The 14,733-nt window shown below is 67.5% G+C and carries 13 protein-coding genes and 2 pseudogenes; 9 read left to right on the forward strand and 6 right to left on the reverse strand.

Features of this window, described 5'->3' with window-relative positions; all coding sequences use genetic code 11:
- Together MFF54_RS01005 and MFF54_RS01010 are read left to right on the forward strand one after the other, a co-directional pair.
- On the forward strand, positions 1-910 hold a 910-nt coding region (locus MFF54_RS01005), incomplete at its 5' end, for a site-specific integrase (RefSeq protein ID WP_238300593.1).
- A 368-nt stretch (positions 911-1,278) separates the two neighbouring features.
- On the forward strand, positions 1,279-2,241 hold the full coding sequence (locus tag MFF54_RS01010) for a 2-hydroxyacid dehydrogenase (protein ID WP_238300594.1): 963 nt from the start codon (positions 1,279-1,281) through the stop codon (positions 2,239-2,241).
- A gap of 76 nt (positions 2,242-2,317) precedes the next feature.
- Here the strand turns inward: MFF54_RS01010 and MFF54_RS01015 are convergent, their stop codons facing one another.
- Positions 2,318-2,617, reverse strand: coding sequence for a hypothetical protein (locus tag MFF54_RS01015; protein ID WP_238300595.1), 300 nt, complete (start codon positions 2,615-2,617; stop codon positions 2,318-2,320).
- A 462-nt stretch (positions 2,618-3,079) separates the two neighbouring features.
- Between MFF54_RS01015 and MFF54_RS01020 the strand changes: the two genes are divergently transcribed.
- From MFF54_RS01020 to MFF54_RS01035, 4 genes and pseudogenes are all read left to right on the forward strand, one after another.
- Entirely contained in the window at positions 3,080-4,921 is a 1,842-nt protein-coding gene (locus MFF54_RS01020; RefSeq protein ID WP_238300596.1) for a DUF5691 domain-containing protein, read from the forward strand.
- Positions 4,831-5,268 carry a DUF5691 domain-containing protein gene (locus MFF54_RS01025; protein WP_238300597.1) on the forward strand — a complete coding sequence of 146 codons (438 nt, stop codon included), beginning with the start codon at positions 4,831-4,833 and terminating at the stop codon, positions 5,266-5,268. The genes MFF54_RS01020 and MFF54_RS01025 overlap by 91 nt, the downstream gene beginning before the upstream one ends.
- Positions 5,265-6,368 (forward strand): annotated as a pseudogene (locus MFF54_RS01030) (ATP-binding protein). The gene MFF54_RS01025 and the pseudogene MFF54_RS01030 overlap by 4 nt, the downstream one beginning before the upstream one ends.
- Positions 6,369-6,378: 10 nt before the next feature.
- Positions 6,379-7,659: pseudogene (locus MFF54_RS01035) on the forward strand (DUF5682 family protein); the annotation flags it as partial.
- A gap of 46 nt (positions 7,660-7,705) precedes the next feature.
- Here the strand turns inward: MFF54_RS01035 and MFF54_RS01040 are convergent.
- Positions 7,706-8,005, reverse strand: a complete 300-nt coding sequence (locus tag MFF54_RS01040; protein WP_238300598.1) for a hypothetical protein — start codon at positions 8,003-8,005, stop codon at positions 7,706-7,708.
- A gap of 231 nt (positions 8,006-8,236) precedes the next feature.
- Positions 8,237-9,268, reverse strand: coding sequence for a fumarylacetoacetate hydrolase family protein (locus MFF54_RS01045; protein ID WP_238300599.1), 1,032 nt, complete (start codon positions 9,266-9,268; stop codon positions 8,237-8,239).
- Positions 9,269-10,358: 1,090 nt separating this feature from the next.
- Between MFF54_RS01045 and MFF54_RS01050 the strand changes: the two genes are divergently transcribed.
- Complete coding sequence (locus MFF54_RS01050) at positions 10,359-11,306, forward strand: calcium-binding protein (RefSeq protein ID WP_238300600.1); 948 nt, start codon at positions 10,359-10,361, stop codon at positions 11,304-11,306.
- 87 nt (positions 11,307-11,393) lie between these two features.
- Complete coding sequence (locus tag MFF54_RS01055; RefSeq protein ID WP_238300601.1) at positions 11,394-11,768, forward strand: hypothetical protein; 375 nt, start codon at positions 11,394-11,396, stop codon at positions 11,766-11,768.
- Between the two features lie 324 nt (positions 11,769-12,092).
- On the opposite strand, the gene MFF54_RS01060 is transcribed toward MFF54_RS01055, so the two are convergent.
- The 3 genes from MFF54_RS01060 to MFF54_RS01070 form a co-directional block, all read right to left on the reverse strand.
- Positions 12,093-13,040: a hypothetical protein gene (locus MFF54_RS01060; RefSeq protein ID WP_238300602.1), complete on the reverse strand. Its 948-nt coding sequence runs from the start codon at positions 13,038-13,040 to the stop codon at positions 12,093-12,095.
- A 162-nt stretch (positions 13,041-13,202) separates the two neighbouring features.
- Entirely contained in the window at positions 13,203-13,496 is a 294-nt protein-coding gene (locus MFF54_RS01065; RefSeq protein WP_238300642.1) for a hypothetical protein, read from the reverse strand.
- Entirely contained in the window at positions 13,493-13,948 is a 456-nt protein-coding gene (locus MFF54_RS01070; protein ID WP_238300603.1) for a LexA family protein, read from the reverse strand. The genes MFF54_RS01065 and MFF54_RS01070 overlap by 4 nt, the downstream gene beginning before the upstream one ends.
- A gap of 174 nt (positions 13,949-14,122) precedes the next feature.
- Here MFF54_RS01070 and MFF54_RS01075 point away from each other — a divergent pair, with 174 nt between their 5' ends.
- Positions 14,123-14,374, forward strand: a complete 252-nt coding sequence (locus MFF54_RS01075) for a hypothetical protein (RefSeq protein ID WP_238300604.1) — start codon at positions 14,123-14,125, stop codon at positions 14,372-14,374.
- The last annotated feature ends 359 nt before the right edge of the window (positions 14,375-14,733 follow it).

The raw sequence follows: 14,733 nt of genomic DNA on the forward strand, positions 1-14,733 counted from the left end.
GCGGTGGCGGCCGCCCGGATCGAAGGGGGAGGGGAAGCTTATCAAGCCGGCGACGGCCGGGCGCGAGCTACAGACGCTCTCGGCCGCGGTCGGTCACTGGCATCGCGAGTTCACGCTCCACGCCAAGCCCGTCATCACCCTGCCGACGAAGGCCAAGCCGCACGTCGACTGGCTGACCGAGGTCGAGTACGCGCGGCTCCTCAAGGTGACGCAGGGGTGGCGCTGGGTCTCGTCCGACCTGGCGACGCGCGAGCCGGTCTGGGAGCGGGCGCCGGACACGCCGTTCGTCGCCGCCTGGAAGGAGCGGGCAGGGGATGCCTACGTCCACGACGATCACCTGGAACGTGCCTGCGAGGTGGGCTTCTACTCGGGCACGCGGTCCGGCGCGATGCTGGGCCTGCGGTGGAAGCGGGACCGGATCGACGGCTGGATCGACTTCAACGGAGTGACGCTTTTCAGGGCCGGCCCGGAGGCACCGCCGAGCCGCAAGCGCCAGCCCCCGTGCCGGATCCACGACCGGCTGCTGCCCCGGCTCCTGGAATGGCGGAAGGCGGACATGGCCCTGGACCTGCGCGACGCGGAGGGCAAGCCGATGCCGGTGACCCACGTGATCCACGAGCGCGGCGTCCCGCTCGGCCGGATCGACGGCGCCTTCGGCCGGGCGGCTTGGCTCGCTGGGCTGGACCGCCGGGAGATCGACGGCTCGTGGCGGGTCGGGAACGAGGATCCGAACGACGACCTCGGCATGCCCACGCCGCACATCCTGCGGCACACCCGAGCGACGCTGATGCTCCGCGCCGGGGTGCCGCCGCACGAGGTCGGCGAGTACCTCGGAATGACCGTGAAGATGGTGCTGGAGGTGTACGGCCACACCCACGCGGAGTACCAGAAGCGGGCCGCGGCGGCGTAGCGGGATGTTTCCGACCCCGGGTCGGAAACCCCGGTTTCACGGGGCGCGATGGGATCGGACGGCGTTGCACGGGAACGCACCGCAAGCGACTGATCCGCCTCGGGAAACCGGCGGGTTCAGAGCTCAGCGCCGGGTCGACGTGAGTACGTTGACATGGTAGGGGTCACAGGTTCGATCCCTGTCGCGCCCACCATCCCAACATAATGTGGATGGTTCAAGTCTTCGAGGCCCCGGAAACGGGGCCTTTCTCGTTTCAAGCGGTACGGATCCGCCCGGAGCTTCGGCGACTCTGGGCGCGAGGACCGTGCCGGCCGACTGATCGGCCCGGCATCCCGCGCACGATACGGCACGAACCCGGACCCCGACAGATGCGCGTGCCGATCGCCTTCCTGGGCAGCCTCGAAGCCGCGGAGGAGGTCCGCTACCGCGCTGCCCTCACGGCGGCACTGCCCGATGAGATCATCCTTCCGTTCCGTGCGCTGACTGCTGCCGAACGGGCGGCGGTCGAGATCGCGATCGTCGCCAATCCTGATCCTGCCGAGGTCGCGCAGCTGCCAGGCCTCGTCTGGATCCAGAGCCTGTGGGCGGGGGTCGAGCGCCTCGTAGCGGATCTCGGTGCGGCGGCGGTGCCGATCGTGCGACTGGTCGATCCCGAACTGGCGCGCACCATGGCGGAAGCGGTGCTGGCCTGGACCTTCTATCTGCAGCGTGACATGCCGGCCTACCGGCGCCAGCAGGAGGCGGGCCTCTGGCGCCAGCGGCCCTATCGTGCCCCGGCCGATACGAGGGTCGGCCTGCTCGGACTCGGCGCGCTGGGCAGGGCGGCGGCCGACCGGCTCGTGCAGGCCGGCTTTCGTGTCGCGGCCTGGACCCGTTCGGCACCAGCCGGACGCGCCGAGAGTTCGGCCCCCACCGTCGAGACCTGCACGGGCTCCGGGGGACTCACCCGTCTTCTGGGGCAAAGCGACATCGTCGTCTGCCTGCTCCCGCTAACGGCGCAGACGCGCGGGCTCCTCGATGCGGTCCGCCTCGCCGAACTGAAGCCGGGCGCCGCCCTGATCAACGTCGCCCGCGGCGCGATCATCGACACCGAGGCCCTGCTGGCCGCCCTCGATGCCGGCCATCTCGACCATGCGGTACTCGACGTGTTCGAGACCGAGCCGCTGCCGGCCGCCTCACCGCTATGGCGGCACCCCGGCGTCACGATCCTGCCGCACATCACGGGCCCGACGAACCCCGTCACCGCGGCGGCGGTCGTGGCCGGCAACCTGCGCGCCTACCGGGCGACCGGGCGGATACCAGCAGCCGTCGACCTGGCGAGGGGGTACTGATCGGCCGTCGGGGCGCGGCCGCCGACGAGGTGGCGGTCGCGGCTGCTGCGAGAGCGGGCGAGCCGCGACGGCGCGTTCAGGTGTTGTAGGTCACCAGAGAGGCGGCCAGGGCGCCATGCTCCCGAACCGCGGCGCGCGCATCCGCATCGGTTGCCGAGGCTTGGCCGGAGCCGGCCGCGCCGATCTCGTAGACGTCGTACTGTGCGGCATCGCTGTCCGCCTTGACGTAGCCGAAACCGCGCGTGGCGCGCCCGACCTGCCGGTCGAACAGGCAGACCGCGTCAGCCGGCGAGACCACGTTGCCGTTGGAGCCGAAGCGGCCCGTATCGCCGTAAACGCGTCCGGTCTCGCGCTCGATCGCGATGAAGCGTGCCATCGTGGTCTCCTGGCTGGATCTTCGATGCCCATCAAGTGGGATCACGCACCCCGCACCGCAACATGCGGACCGGAACATCCTCAAGATGTCGAGCGCGGAAGCCGAGACTCACCCGGTCCCGGCTGTTACGGCAGCCATGGATCCTGGCAGCGGAACATTGGAAGTGTTCTGACTGGCGTGCAACGAGGTAATCAGGACCTAGAGCAGAATCGATCGGAAAAATAAATACCGAACGCAATAGATCTGTTGCCGCATTGAACCCCTATGCGTCAAGCTTGTTCCGTCATCAGAAGCCGCTACTCTCGGCCTACTACAGAATTGATCGACGGAATATCGGCCGCCCTGCCGCATGATTGTGACGATTTCCCAGATCCTTAATCTCGCCCCCGATGAAGCCAGCCGCAAGGGGGTCAGGATCAAGCCAGGCCGTCCAAGTGGTCCGGCCTCGGGCGGGCCGGGGCAGTGATCTGGGGCGAGATCAAGGGCAGCGGCGCGAGCCCGTACCGTACGGTGGCCGACCTTTCCGGGCCAGCCGCGAAATGCAGCTGCCCAAGCCGGAAGTTCCCCTGCAAACACGCGCTCGGGCTGAGGCTGGTCGATGCCGCCGCGCCGATCGACGAGGCCGCGGCGCCCGCCTGGGTCGAGGCCTGGGCCAAAGGCCGCGAGACCCGCGCCGCCGCGGCCGAGACGCGGGCGCAGGCCCCCACCAAGCCCGTGGACGAGCGCGCGCAGGCCAAGCGGCGGCAGGCCCGCGAGGGTCGGGTCGCGGCGGCCCTCGACGAGTTCGACCTTTGGCTGTGCGACTTGATGCGGCGCGGTCTCTCAAGCGCCAGAGCCGAGCCCTATGCCTTCTGGGATCGCATGGCCGGACGTCTCCTCGACGGGCAGGCGCCGGGTATGGCCCGCCGGGTCCGGGCGCTCCCTGGCCTCGTCGCAGCGGTGGCACAACCCGGGGCGCCCCGGCCCGAGGCGGCGCTCGGCCTCGGTCTCGGGCGCCTCGCACTGCTGGTCCGGGCCGCGCGCCGGCTCGACGCGCTGCAGCCCGAGCAGGCCGCGGGCGTGCGCACCGCGCTCGGATTCCCTGTCACCAACGAGGAGATGGCCGCTCGGCCAGACCACACCGACGACTGGGCGGTGCTCGCCCACAGCGTCGAGGAGGAGGACAAGCTCACCGTCCGCTCGGTCTGGCTCGTCGGTCGCGCCTCCTGCGTCGTGGCGCAGGTGCTCGACTACGGCACGGCCGCATCGCCGCTGCCGGCCGCCCCCACCGCCGGCCAGGATTTCTCCGGCGCGCTCGCCTTCCAGCCGGGCGACCCGCCGCTGCGCGCGGTCTTTCGCGACGGCCAAGCCGGCTGCGCCGCGAAGGTCGCCCTGCCGGGAGCGGCGAGCGTTGCGGCGGCGCGGGATGCCTTCGCAGCCGGAGTGCGAGCGCCCGCCTGGCTGCTGCAAGCGCTCGCCGGCCAGCGCGATACCCTGCCCGAGCCGATCGACCGTATCGCCGGGCCGGAATTCGCCTGGCTTGCCCGCGCCTGCGGAGAGGCTCCTGCCGAGACGGCCGACGCGTCGTCCGACTGGACCGTGGGTACGCTCGCCGAGCGCAGCGCCGCCTTCACGGCGCTGCGGGCACGCGACCCAGGGGCTGCGCGCGTCGCCCTGGAGCCGGTCTTCCGCAAGGAGAAGGCGGATCTGCGCAACACCCTGGTCAACGCCCTGGCGACCGGGCTGTCGGAGGCCGACGAGCCCTTCTCGGAATCCTGCCTCGACGACCGCGGCAGCGGCGTGCGACTGGCGGCGCAGCGCCTCCTGCCACTCCTGCCCGGCTCGCGTTACGCCAGCCGCATGTCGGGGTGGGCGCGGGCGGCGCTCACCGTCGAGAGCAAGAGGCGTCTGCTCGGCGGCACGACGCACGCCCTCGTCCTCACCCTACCGGAGGAGAGCCCCGAACTCGTCCGTGACAGCGTGGACGCGAACGCCTGGGAGAGCCGGAACGGCGGCGCCCGCTCGGCCCTGCTGCGCGCCATTCTGGCGCGCGCGCCGCTCGATGCCTTCGCAGACCATCCGCCGCGGCTCTGGATTGCGCTGGCGCTCGGTAGCGAGGGTCGGACCCGGTCTTCAACGGACTATACGCCACGGCCCGGCGCACCCGCGACCCGGACTGGACGGGCGCGATGGCCTAGGTTCTGGCCGATGCCTATGGCGAGACGATCAAGGGCGTGCGCCGGACCGCCCAGCTCCTCGGTCTCTGGGCGCAGGCTCTCGACCTCCTTCCCGATGCCGACTGGGAGGCGCGGGTCGCCGAGCTGATCCGGGGCCGCCGGATCGAGCCGGTGCTGGCTATGCTCGCCCAGGGGCCGGAGCGCTTCTCCGAGCCGTTCAGCGTCGCACTCCTCGACTGGCTTGCCGTCGTGAGCCGCAGCTCCGAGAGCCTGCGGAAGGAGCTGGGCAAGGGCTGGGTCGTCGAGCGTCTCGGCGAGCGTCTCTGGCCGAGCGAGAACGCCGCCGCCTCCGCCGCCGCCATCCTGGCGCGCCTCTCCGAGGAGGAGGGCGGGCGTTTGCGCAACCAGCTCACGACGCTCGCCGAGACGCTGAAGCTCCGCGCGGGTATGCGGCGGGATTTCGAGATCAGAACAGGGGAGGGCGTCCAGGCATGATCTCGAGCACCGGAGTGAAGGCCGCGCAGATGCGACAGGCTGCCGAGAACGCCTTCGCGGAGGAGATCGCGGCGCTGAAGGCCTCCGATGACCGGCCGCGCCCTTCGAATTGGCAGATGTCGCCGCAGGCAGTCGTCACCTATCTGCTCGGCGGAAAACTGGCCTCCGGCTTCGAGATCACGCCGTAATATATCGGCGACCGGCGCCTGATGGAGGTCGCGGTGGCGACGCAGGCTACCGACCGGGCCCTGCTGCTGCTGCTAGGGGTGCCCGGTACCGCCAAGAGCTGGGTCAGCGAGCATCTGACCGCCGCCATCTGCGGCACCTCGCGCCTTATCGTGCAGGGCACGGCCGGCACCAGCGAGGAGGCGATCCGCTACGGCTGGAACTACGCGCTACTCCTCGCCAAAGGCCCAAGTCGCGAGGCCGTGGTCGCCTCGCCCATCATACGGGCGATGGGGGAGGGCCGCATCGCCCGCGTCGAGGAACTGACCCGCATCCCCTCGGAGACGCAGGACAGCTTCATCACGATCCTGTCCGAAAAGACCCTGCCGATCCCGGAGCTGAACGAGGAGGTGGCGGCCCGGAAGGGCTTCAACCTCATCGCCACGGCCAACAACCGCGACCGCGGCGTCAACGAGTTGTCGAGCGCGCTCAAGCGCCGCTTCAACACCGTGGTTCTGCCGCCACCGGCCACGATCGAGGCCGAGATCGCGATCGTTGAGACCCGGGTGGCCGCGCTCGGCCGCGCCTTCGAGATTCCAGCCGAGCCGCCGGGCGCCGACGAGATCCGCCGCGTCGTCACGATCTTCCGTGAGCTGCGCGAGGGCGTCACGGTCGACGGCAAGAACAAGGTCAAGCAACCTTCCGGCACGCTCTCGACCGCGGAGGCGATCAGCGTGGTGGGCAGCGGGCTGGCGCTCGCCGCCCATTTCGGCGACGGCCGCCTCTCGGCCCACGACCTCGTCTCGGGGATCGGCGGCGCGGTGGTGAAGGATCCGGTGCAGGACGCCATCGTCTGGCGCGAGTACCTGGAGACGGTAGTGAAGGAGCGGGACGGCTGGAAGGACTTCTACAAGGCCGCCCGCGCCGGCGCCTGAGGGGCCTGCCATGCCTGAGATCCGCCTCTTCGGCATCCGCCATCACGGGCCGGGCTCGGCCCGCTCGCTCCAGGCGGCGCTCGACGCGTTCCGGCCCGACTGCCTGCTGATCGAGGGGCCGCCGGACGCGGACGGGCTGATCGAACTCGTCGCCCACGCGGAGATGGCGCCCCCGGTCGCACTCCTCGTCTACCGGCCGGACCGTCCCCAGACCTGCGCATTCTTCCCCTTTGCGGGCTTCTCGCCCGAATGGCTCGCGATGCGCCACGGGATCGCGGCCGGCGCGGTCGTGCGCTTCATCGACCTGCCGCAGGCGATCCAGTTCGCGGACGGGTTCGGCGCGCCGCGCGAGGGAGCGGAGGCGGAAGAGGCCGCACCGGACCCGCTCGCCGAGGGGGCCGAGACCCTGCTCAAGGACGGCCCCTGCCCAGTCCCCGCCGCGATCCGGCGCGACCCGCTGGGCGAGCTCGCCGAGGCCGCCGGCTACCCGGACGGAGAGCGCTGGTGGGACGCCCTGATCGAGAGCCGCACGGGCACGGACGGCGACGTCTTCGTCGCGATCGCCGACGCGATGGCGGCTTTGCGCGAGAAGGCCGAGCCCAACCCCGACGAGGCGTTTCGTGAGGAGGTCCGCGAGGCGCATATGCGCGCCGCCATCCGCAAGGCCGGCAAGGAGTTCGAGCGGGTCGCCGTGGTCTGCGGCGCGTGGCACGTCCCGGCGCTCGCCCGCTACGACGCGCGCGGCCAGTCGGGCGTCGACGACGCCCCGATGGCACTGATCCGGCGCCGCCTCGTCATCGGTGAGCGCCTGGGCGCCACACCGCCGGACAGCCCCGGTACCCCGGTCGAGGCCGATTTTGCTGTCCAGTGCAAACGCCTGCGCCTCAAGCCCGGCGGGGATGCGGGCGAGATCATGCTCGATCTGCGGAAAGATACGGACCTCGCCCGCAGCCACTTCCTCAACCGGCTGCAACTCTTGGGCATCCCCTGGGGCGAGCGGCGGCAGACGCGCGGGCGCGGCACCTTCAAGGAGGCGTGGTTTATCGCTTGGAAGCCCGAATGGGTGGTGGAGCTGGTGGCGGCCTCGGCGCAAGGAGGCACGGTGGCCGGGGCTGCGGCCGCCCGGGTGCGAGCCCTGGCCCATGCGGCCACCCGCGTCGCCGAGCTGTCCGGGCTGATCGGCACGCTCCTCGACGCCGAACTCGCCAGGGCGAGCACGGATGTGATCCGGGCCCTCAAGGATCGGGCGGCGGTCTCGGCCGACGTGTTCGACCTGATGGAGGCGTTGCCGGCCGCCTCGTCGTGACCTCCCGCGCAACCGGCGTGCGTGGTGAAGATCAGCGGAAGCGTCTGCCGCCCTCCATGAACTTGATCCGGAACGCCTCTGGACCGAGCGGATCGCCGTGGGGATCGATCACACTCACATCGGCGTAGCCGCGATCCTGCCAGGACCGAGCCAGGACGACTGCGCTCGCTGCCATCACCCGCGTCTGCTGAACGATGCCTTCGCGCGCCGTCGCAGTAATGACGTAGCGTGCGGCCGGGACTGGAACATGCGTCATGCAGCCCATCGTAGGCAGAATCGGCACGCGATCGCATTCTCCTGGATCAGCGAACCGGACGATACCGCCGTCCAAGCCCGCAGATCGGGTATCACTCCGAAGCCGATGTCAGGCTGAGCCATGTCGCTGCGGCGGCCGAGCTTGGCTGGCGGAGCAGGGCGGGCGCTCAGTCGGGCGTCCACCGCTCAGAGATCCTCGTGACCCGGTGCCGAGGAAGACAAGGGCTCGATCATCCAGGGCCACACAACGTTCTCGGCCCTCGATCACCGATCGGCCTTCGAAGCTCCGCGGTAGGCGGCCGGTGCCTCAGGCCGGGACGGCCTGGATCACGTTGCGCAGCGTCCCAATACCGGCGACCTCCGTCTCCATCACGTCGCCGGGCTTCAGGTACTCGGGCGGCTTGCGGGCGTTGCCGACGCCAGGGGGCGTGCCGGTGGCGATGATGTCTCCCGGCATCAGGGTCAGGCCGCGCGACAACTCGGCGATGATGCGAGGGAGCTTGAAGTACATCTGCTTGGTCGTGGCGTCCTGCTTGATCACGCCGTTGACCCGGGTCGTCAGACGGAGGTCCGAGGGATCGAGATCGGCCGCAGGCACGATCCAGGGACCGATTGGGCCATGCTTGTCCAGGCTCTTGCCCTTGAACCACTGTCCACCGTGAAGCTTGATCTGCATGTCGCGTGCGGTCGTGTCGTTGATGACGCTGTAGCCGAAGACGTGGCTCATGGCGTCGGCTTCCTGGATGTTGCGGCCCTGCTTGCCGATGATCACGGCGAGTTCCACCTCCCAGTCGATCGCCGTCGACACCGTCGCGTCGTAGGGGATCGGGTCGTAGGGTCCGTTGATCGTGTTGACACCCTTGGTGAAGAATACCGGATGGGCGGGGTACTCCGCCTGAGTGCCGCGGATCGCCTGTCCCTCCTCGAAGTGTTCGAGGTAGTTCCAGCCCACGGCGTAGATGTTGCGGGTAGGCTCCGGAATGGGCGCCAGAAGCCGCACCGTGTCGAGTTGTAGGCCCTCTCCGGCCGACGCCGCGCGCCGCACGGCGGCCAACGCCTCCGGTCCGGCCTCGATCAGCGAGACCATCCTGCGGGAATCGAAGCCCGGGAGCGCGGTACCCGTCAGGTCAACGACGCGCCCGTCCGAGCGCACGACGCCGAGTCGCGGAGAACCGTCTGCTCCAGATGTGAAGGTGACGAGGCGCAGGGCGTCGCCGCCAGCAGGGGGGATGGGCCGTCCCAGATCGGTCGAGGGCGCCTGCGCGGACGCAGGACCTGCCAGGACGCCGGCTGCCGTGGCCGCTGCGGACAGGTGCAGGAAATCGCGGCGTGTGCTCATGGATGCTCCTCCATTGCGCGCGTCCTTCGTTGGGGCGCGGCGCGCGGGAAGCTTTGGCCCAAGCCATCGCAAAGGCAATCGGGGCCGAGATCGGCGCCGCTCCGAAACGAGCCTGCGGGTCGCGCCCGAGCTGGAGAAATTCCTGGGACGAAGACAGCGCCAACGTCAGAGACAGAGCTGAACGCATCGGGCCGGACCGGATGCACGATCTATACATTGAACTGGCGAAAGGCTCAGAGCTGCGTCCGAACCTACTTCTCGAATACTGTAAGAAACCTCGGGATATTTGGTCGGAGTGGCAGGATTTGAACCTGCGACCCCCACGTCCCGAACGGTGCGTTCTCTTGCTAAGTCGTTGTAAAAACTAGTAGTGACGTCTCACCTGCCCACGCTTCGTTCGACGGGCGTACCCCTATTTCATGGGCCGAGCGCGCGGGGTGTCCGGCGGAGAATTGGCTAGGGCGAGACGCATTGATCGCATGGCCCAACGTATGACCATGATGACCACACCATTGCGGGCGCCGGGAAATGGGCCCAGACATGAGGCAGCCGGTCGCAATGGTGCCGGATCTCGAACGTGACGCCGCGCACATAGCGGCAGGGCATGGCGATCCGTATCCCGCGCTGATGCCCGTGCACCTCGCACCTACCGTGAGGGCAGCACGAGAAACGCGCCGGCACGGATGCCGGAGCGCTGAACCTGTGTTACAACGAGTGACATTCCGACAACCGATCGTGCGGCGAGACATTTCGGCGAACAAGATCCCTTTGATGCAGCCTCACTCCGCTGCCCTGTGCGCTTTTGGCGCAGCGTCCCGGAGCGCTCGAACATCTCGATAGTGAGCGTCGTGTCGACGGTTCGGTCGACGATTGCCGAGCTAGAAAAATCAATCGAAACAAGATCATGCCGCGATTTCTGAGCCGCTCGCCGCTTCCAAGAGGGCATGATGAACTCAAGTATGACTAAAAACAAACATAACATAGATCAATTATCGGAGCTTATATCCCTTATTTACTGAGAACTGGATCGGCTCTGCGAGGTTCAGACCGGGCAACAGCTACGTTGCTGGCCCTGATCAGGACCTGAACTATGGCGAATCTCAACGGAAACGACTTGCCCAACACCCTGGTGGGCACGGCCGCCGAGGACATCATCAACGGCGCTCCGGGTGACGATCTCATCCGCGGCGAGGACGGCTTCGATCGGCTGGACGGCCAAGCTGGCAACGACACGATCTACGGCGGCGGCGCGATCGATTTCATCGCAGGGGGCCCAGGCGAAGACCTGATCTACGGCAACGAAGGCAGCGATCAGATCATTGGCGAGATCGGTAACGACACCATCTACACTGGTGAAGGGGACGACTACGCCGCTGGCAATCCAGGCAATGACGTTCTGTATGGCGGCGCTGGCAACGACTTCTTGGTCGGCGAGCAGAATAACGACATCGTCTATGGCAACCAGGGCGACGATTTTGTAGCAGGCGGCGAAGACGATGACCTAGTATATGGCGGCCAAGGCAATGATCTTGTCGATGGCGACCTAGGCAATGACACTCTGTTCGGCAATCTCGGAGACGATGTTGTCAACGGTGACGTTGGCAACGACCTTGGCATAGCGGGTGCTGGAAACGACACCCTCCTCGGGGCCGCTGGCACGGATGTCCTCTATGGCGAGGAGGGGAGCGACGTCATCTACGGCAATCAGGACGCGGACATTCTCTTCGGCGGCGACGGCGCCGACATCCTCTTCGGCGGCCAGGGCGACGACTTCCTTGCGGGTGATAATGGCAGCGATACGCTGATCGGCGGCCTCGGAGCGGACACCTACGCGGCCGATCTGGATCCGGCCTCGGCGGATCTGGTCCTCGGCTTCGACCAAGCCCAGGGTGACCGGGTCAGGCTGGCGGCCGGTCAGACGTACTCGGTGAGTGGATCCGCTGACGGTAATGCGATTCTGACGCTGTCGACCGGCGGCACGATCGAACTCGCCGGCGTTCAGGCAGCGAGCGTGAACCAGAGCTTCTTCGCAACCTAACCTCACAGCTGGTCCGGCCTGCTCAACAGACTGGACGCAGGTCGGTCCAGCAAGGATCCGGTAAGGCTGCCGGGCCACAAGCCCGGCATGTCCGGGCACCTCGCCCCCGTCCCCACCTCCAACCTCTACACTTGGCGCTCCGGCGTCGAGAGCCTGAGCCCAGCGAAGAGCCCGTGCACCGGCCTCTACGGTGAGCAGTGGCAGAAGACGCACGCCGCGATGCTCGACTTCCTGGAGCGGTTCGGCGCGCAGGCGGTCGAGCTCGGCAGGACCGACCTCGAGCTGTTCGGGATCCATCCGGTGATCGGCACCGGTCGGGCCGACCACTGCGGCGCCCTGGTGCTGACCGGGCGACAGGTCGAGGCGATCGACGCGAAGACGGTGACCTACGGGAACCTGACCTACTACCGCCACGTGCCGGGCACGCCGCAGGGCATCCCAATCTGGGCGTTCAAGGGCTGAGCGCTACGTCCCCGCCATGGCCGATCAGAAGACCACCGGCGACCTCCGCAAGGCCGCCGAGACCACGGACGACGAGATCAACGCTGCGGTCGATGCGGTGCCCGCGAAGCCGGAGACCAAGCCCGGCTAGCGGCGCACGATAGCGCGGACCGCGATCCTGATGGCGCGGCCGGAGAAGGCATAGGGGCGATGGCCAAATCCGAGCACGACGAGGCAGCGGACGCGATGAACTGGGGGCCGCGATAGAAGTTAACATTTTCTTTCGGTAGACGAACTCTGCAGTCAGCGCCTCACCGGAGGGCAGATGAGCTCGGAAGCGCATTGCTATAATAAACCCGCATCCTGCTCCATCTCAGTGAGCGCTAGACGGTCAGTCAAATCGTGGCATGCGAGTGTGTTGGCAATGAATATATCGACTGCCGTAAGACCGCGCGGCGTCGGTGTGAAGCCTTGCCGATCCTGCTTGCTCTGGACTAAGAGATCCGCCGTCTCGGCCGCCTGCAGGATGTTGCGGATATGCGAGCGAGAGACGCCGAAGCTGTCCCGAAGGTGGGTTAGATCGCGTTCCCGTATGGGCTTTCCTGGGTCGGCTAATGCCAGATCTGTCAGTACCATCAGTATGTGGCAGCCCTGGTACATCTGATGGAACGGGAGCAGGTCGACGTTCCAGTGAAGGAACTTCCCGATCGCCGGAAAAACCACCAGGGCGCCTTTGCGGTGGGCTCGTTGGAACGTCAGATCGCATGCGACGGCCGGTCCGTATCCTGGTTCCGGGTAGAGCGCCTGCAGCACATCATAGTAGGATTTGAGCGTCTGCCGGTCCCAGGTCAAAAGCTTGTCCGTGGGGCGCAGTAGGCGAACGCGACCATCAGTTGCAACACGATCCAGAACGATGTCGCCCGTTCTGACGAGGCGACCGATGAAATCGTCGATCTGGCGAGTGCCTGCTAGGCTGAAGGCGGAAGCCAATTGTTTGAAACGAGCCACCGTAGGCCACGTCGTGCGATCGACTGGGTCGGAGGCCGACCAGAGGCAGACAAGCACGCCGATAGCTATCGTACGATAGGCCGCGGGCTGTATGTTGCCCGGAAAGCGTGCGAACTCGTAGTTGGCCATCGTGCCAACGACATAGCTTCGTCGCACAGTCGCGAAGGCCGGGTGCGAGAGCACCTCGCCGGCTGTGCGATGGTCGACATCGGGCATATATCGCCCGAACAGGTAATCCGGCAGCTGCGCGACCTGCCTGAACGTGCTGGCCTGCTGGAGCCGCAAACACTGACTCATGCGCTGAGGCCGGTGTTGCGACAGATCTGTTTTTCCATTGCCTACCCACACGCAACTGTCGGAAAGCAATTCACTCTGTCTTCGCAAGCAGTCAAGCAGTGCATCGCTTCAAGGCGTGACTTTTAGCATTGTATCTGTCTCACATTACAATCAAAGGTGGAACAAATCGTTGCATGCAACCTTAGGACAAAAACTTGCCGACGGATTAGATAAATGATCCACCTCGCCACGGCACTTCATGCCGCTATCAACGGGATCTCGCTCACCTGCGTCGGGTAGCGGGGGGCGCATCTCGAATTTCGTGCTCCAGCCCCGCTTCTCGAGCACGCCCGCGCGCGCCGGCACAACCATGATGACGGGCACGCCCGCGAGCTTGGGGTCGAACACCCGCTCGCACGAGCAGTAGAAGCTGTTGCCGTCGATCAGCGCCAGTGCCCGGCTCATCGGCCGGGCTGCCCGCGCACGAGGTGCCAGCGGATGGTGAAGCGGACCACGCCCCAGATCGCGGCCTCCTCCAGGTCCTCGACCGCGAAGGCGGGCAGATCCGGGTTGTCGAAGGCCAACCGCGCTTGGTTGCCCTTGATCACAAGCCGCTTGATCGACATCTGCCCGTTGACGACAGCCACCACTACGCAGTCGTGCCCGGCCTTCAGGCTGCGATCGACACAGGCGAGATCCCGGTCGAAGATGCCGGCGCCGCGCATCGACTCGCCGCTGATCTGCCAGAGGAAGGTGGCGGGTGGGTTCGGGACGAGCCAGCGCGGCAGCTCGGTCGCCGCCTCTAGGAAGTCGTCGGCCGGCGAGGGGAAGCCGGCGCAGAGCCGCTGTCCCAGCAGCGGCACGCGCACCGTGGACAACCCGTCATCCGGTAGTTCTGCGACCCGATGCAGACTCACCCCAGCGCCTCACCCCTGCTAGAACGTTTAGCGAACAAACACGGCGGGCGGTCCACGGGCAATCCGGCGCCCGGGGCGATCTTCGTCGCCTGTGCACGCCTGTGGATGGTGTCGGAAGCGCGAGCGGGAAGCGGGACTTACCGCCCTCGATCGCTGGGGAAAGAGGATCCAAGCATGGCACTGAAGACGAGCTTCATGGTGCAGACCTTCAGCATCCACCGGAAGCGGCTGAAGCCCGACCGGCCCGAACTCGCCTTGACCGAGAGTGGCGCGCTGAAGAAGGCCGAGGCTATGGCTGCGCGCATGCCCGGTACGGCGGCGATCCAGATCGTGGCAGACGACGAGACGGGGGAGTTGGAGAGCGCCACCATCCTCGGGCAGTTCGGCGAGGTGCCGGACGACTTCGCGGAGAGCCTGCAGGGCTGAGGGCGCCGTGGGGGAGGCGGATGAGGGCCGACGCGCGCTAGCCGCGGGTTACCTGCGCGGCCGTACGCTCGAGGAGGCTCTGGCCGCGTGGCGCTTGGACTATGAGGCGCCGACCTACCGCGAGCGCCGGCCGATGCTGACCCGGCTCGGCAACGTGATCCGCAGATTGGCTGCCGAGGGTGAGGCGCGAGAGGATGCCGCGACTGACGATCCGGGGCAGCGGAGACGAAGAGGCCCGCCACAGCGAACCGGGCGGTCCAAGTCTCGAGAGGAAACGCCATAAGGCGGCACCCTGCTACGCAAGTGGTATGCCAGAGGAAGCGGATTACTCCGGCGGCCGCCGCGCGGCTGTAGTGCAG

This window comes from Methylobacterium gregans, assembly GCF_022179245.1.
Classification (GTDB): Bacteria; Pseudomonadota; Alphaproteobacteria; order Rhizobiales; family Beijerinckiaceae; genus Methylobacterium; species Methylobacterium gregans.

Excerpts from the sequence above, each read along its gene's own strand:
- MFF54_RS01010 (WP_238300594.1), top strand. The coding sequence starts at position 1,279 with ATGCGCGTGCCGATCGCCTTCCTGGGCAGCCTCGAAGCCGCGGAGGAG.
- MFF54_RS01015 (WP_238300595.1), bottom strand. The coding sequence starts at position 2,617 with ATGGCACGCTTCATCGCGATCGAGCGCGAGACCGGACGCGTTTACGGC.
- MFF54_RS01045 (WP_238300599.1), bottom strand. The coding sequence starts at position 9,268 with ATGAGCACACGCCGCGATTTCCTGCACCTGTCCGCAGCGGCCACGGCA.
- MFF54_RS01050 (WP_238300600.1), top strand. The coding sequence starts at position 10,359 with ATGGCGAATCTCAACGGAAACGACTTGCCCAACACCCTGGTGGGCACG.
- MFF54_RS01055 (WP_238300601.1), top strand. The coding sequence starts at position 11,394 with ATGTCCGGGCACCTCGCCCCCGTCCCCACCTCCAACCTCTACACTTGG.
- MFF54_RS01065 (WP_238300642.1), bottom strand. The coding sequence starts at position 13,496 with ATGAGCCGGGCACTGGCGCTGATCGACGGCAACAGCTTCTACTGCTCG.
- MFF54_RS01075 (WP_238300604.1), top strand. The coding sequence starts at position 14,123 with ATGGCACTGAAGACGAGCTTCATGGTGCAGACCTTCAGCATCCACCGG.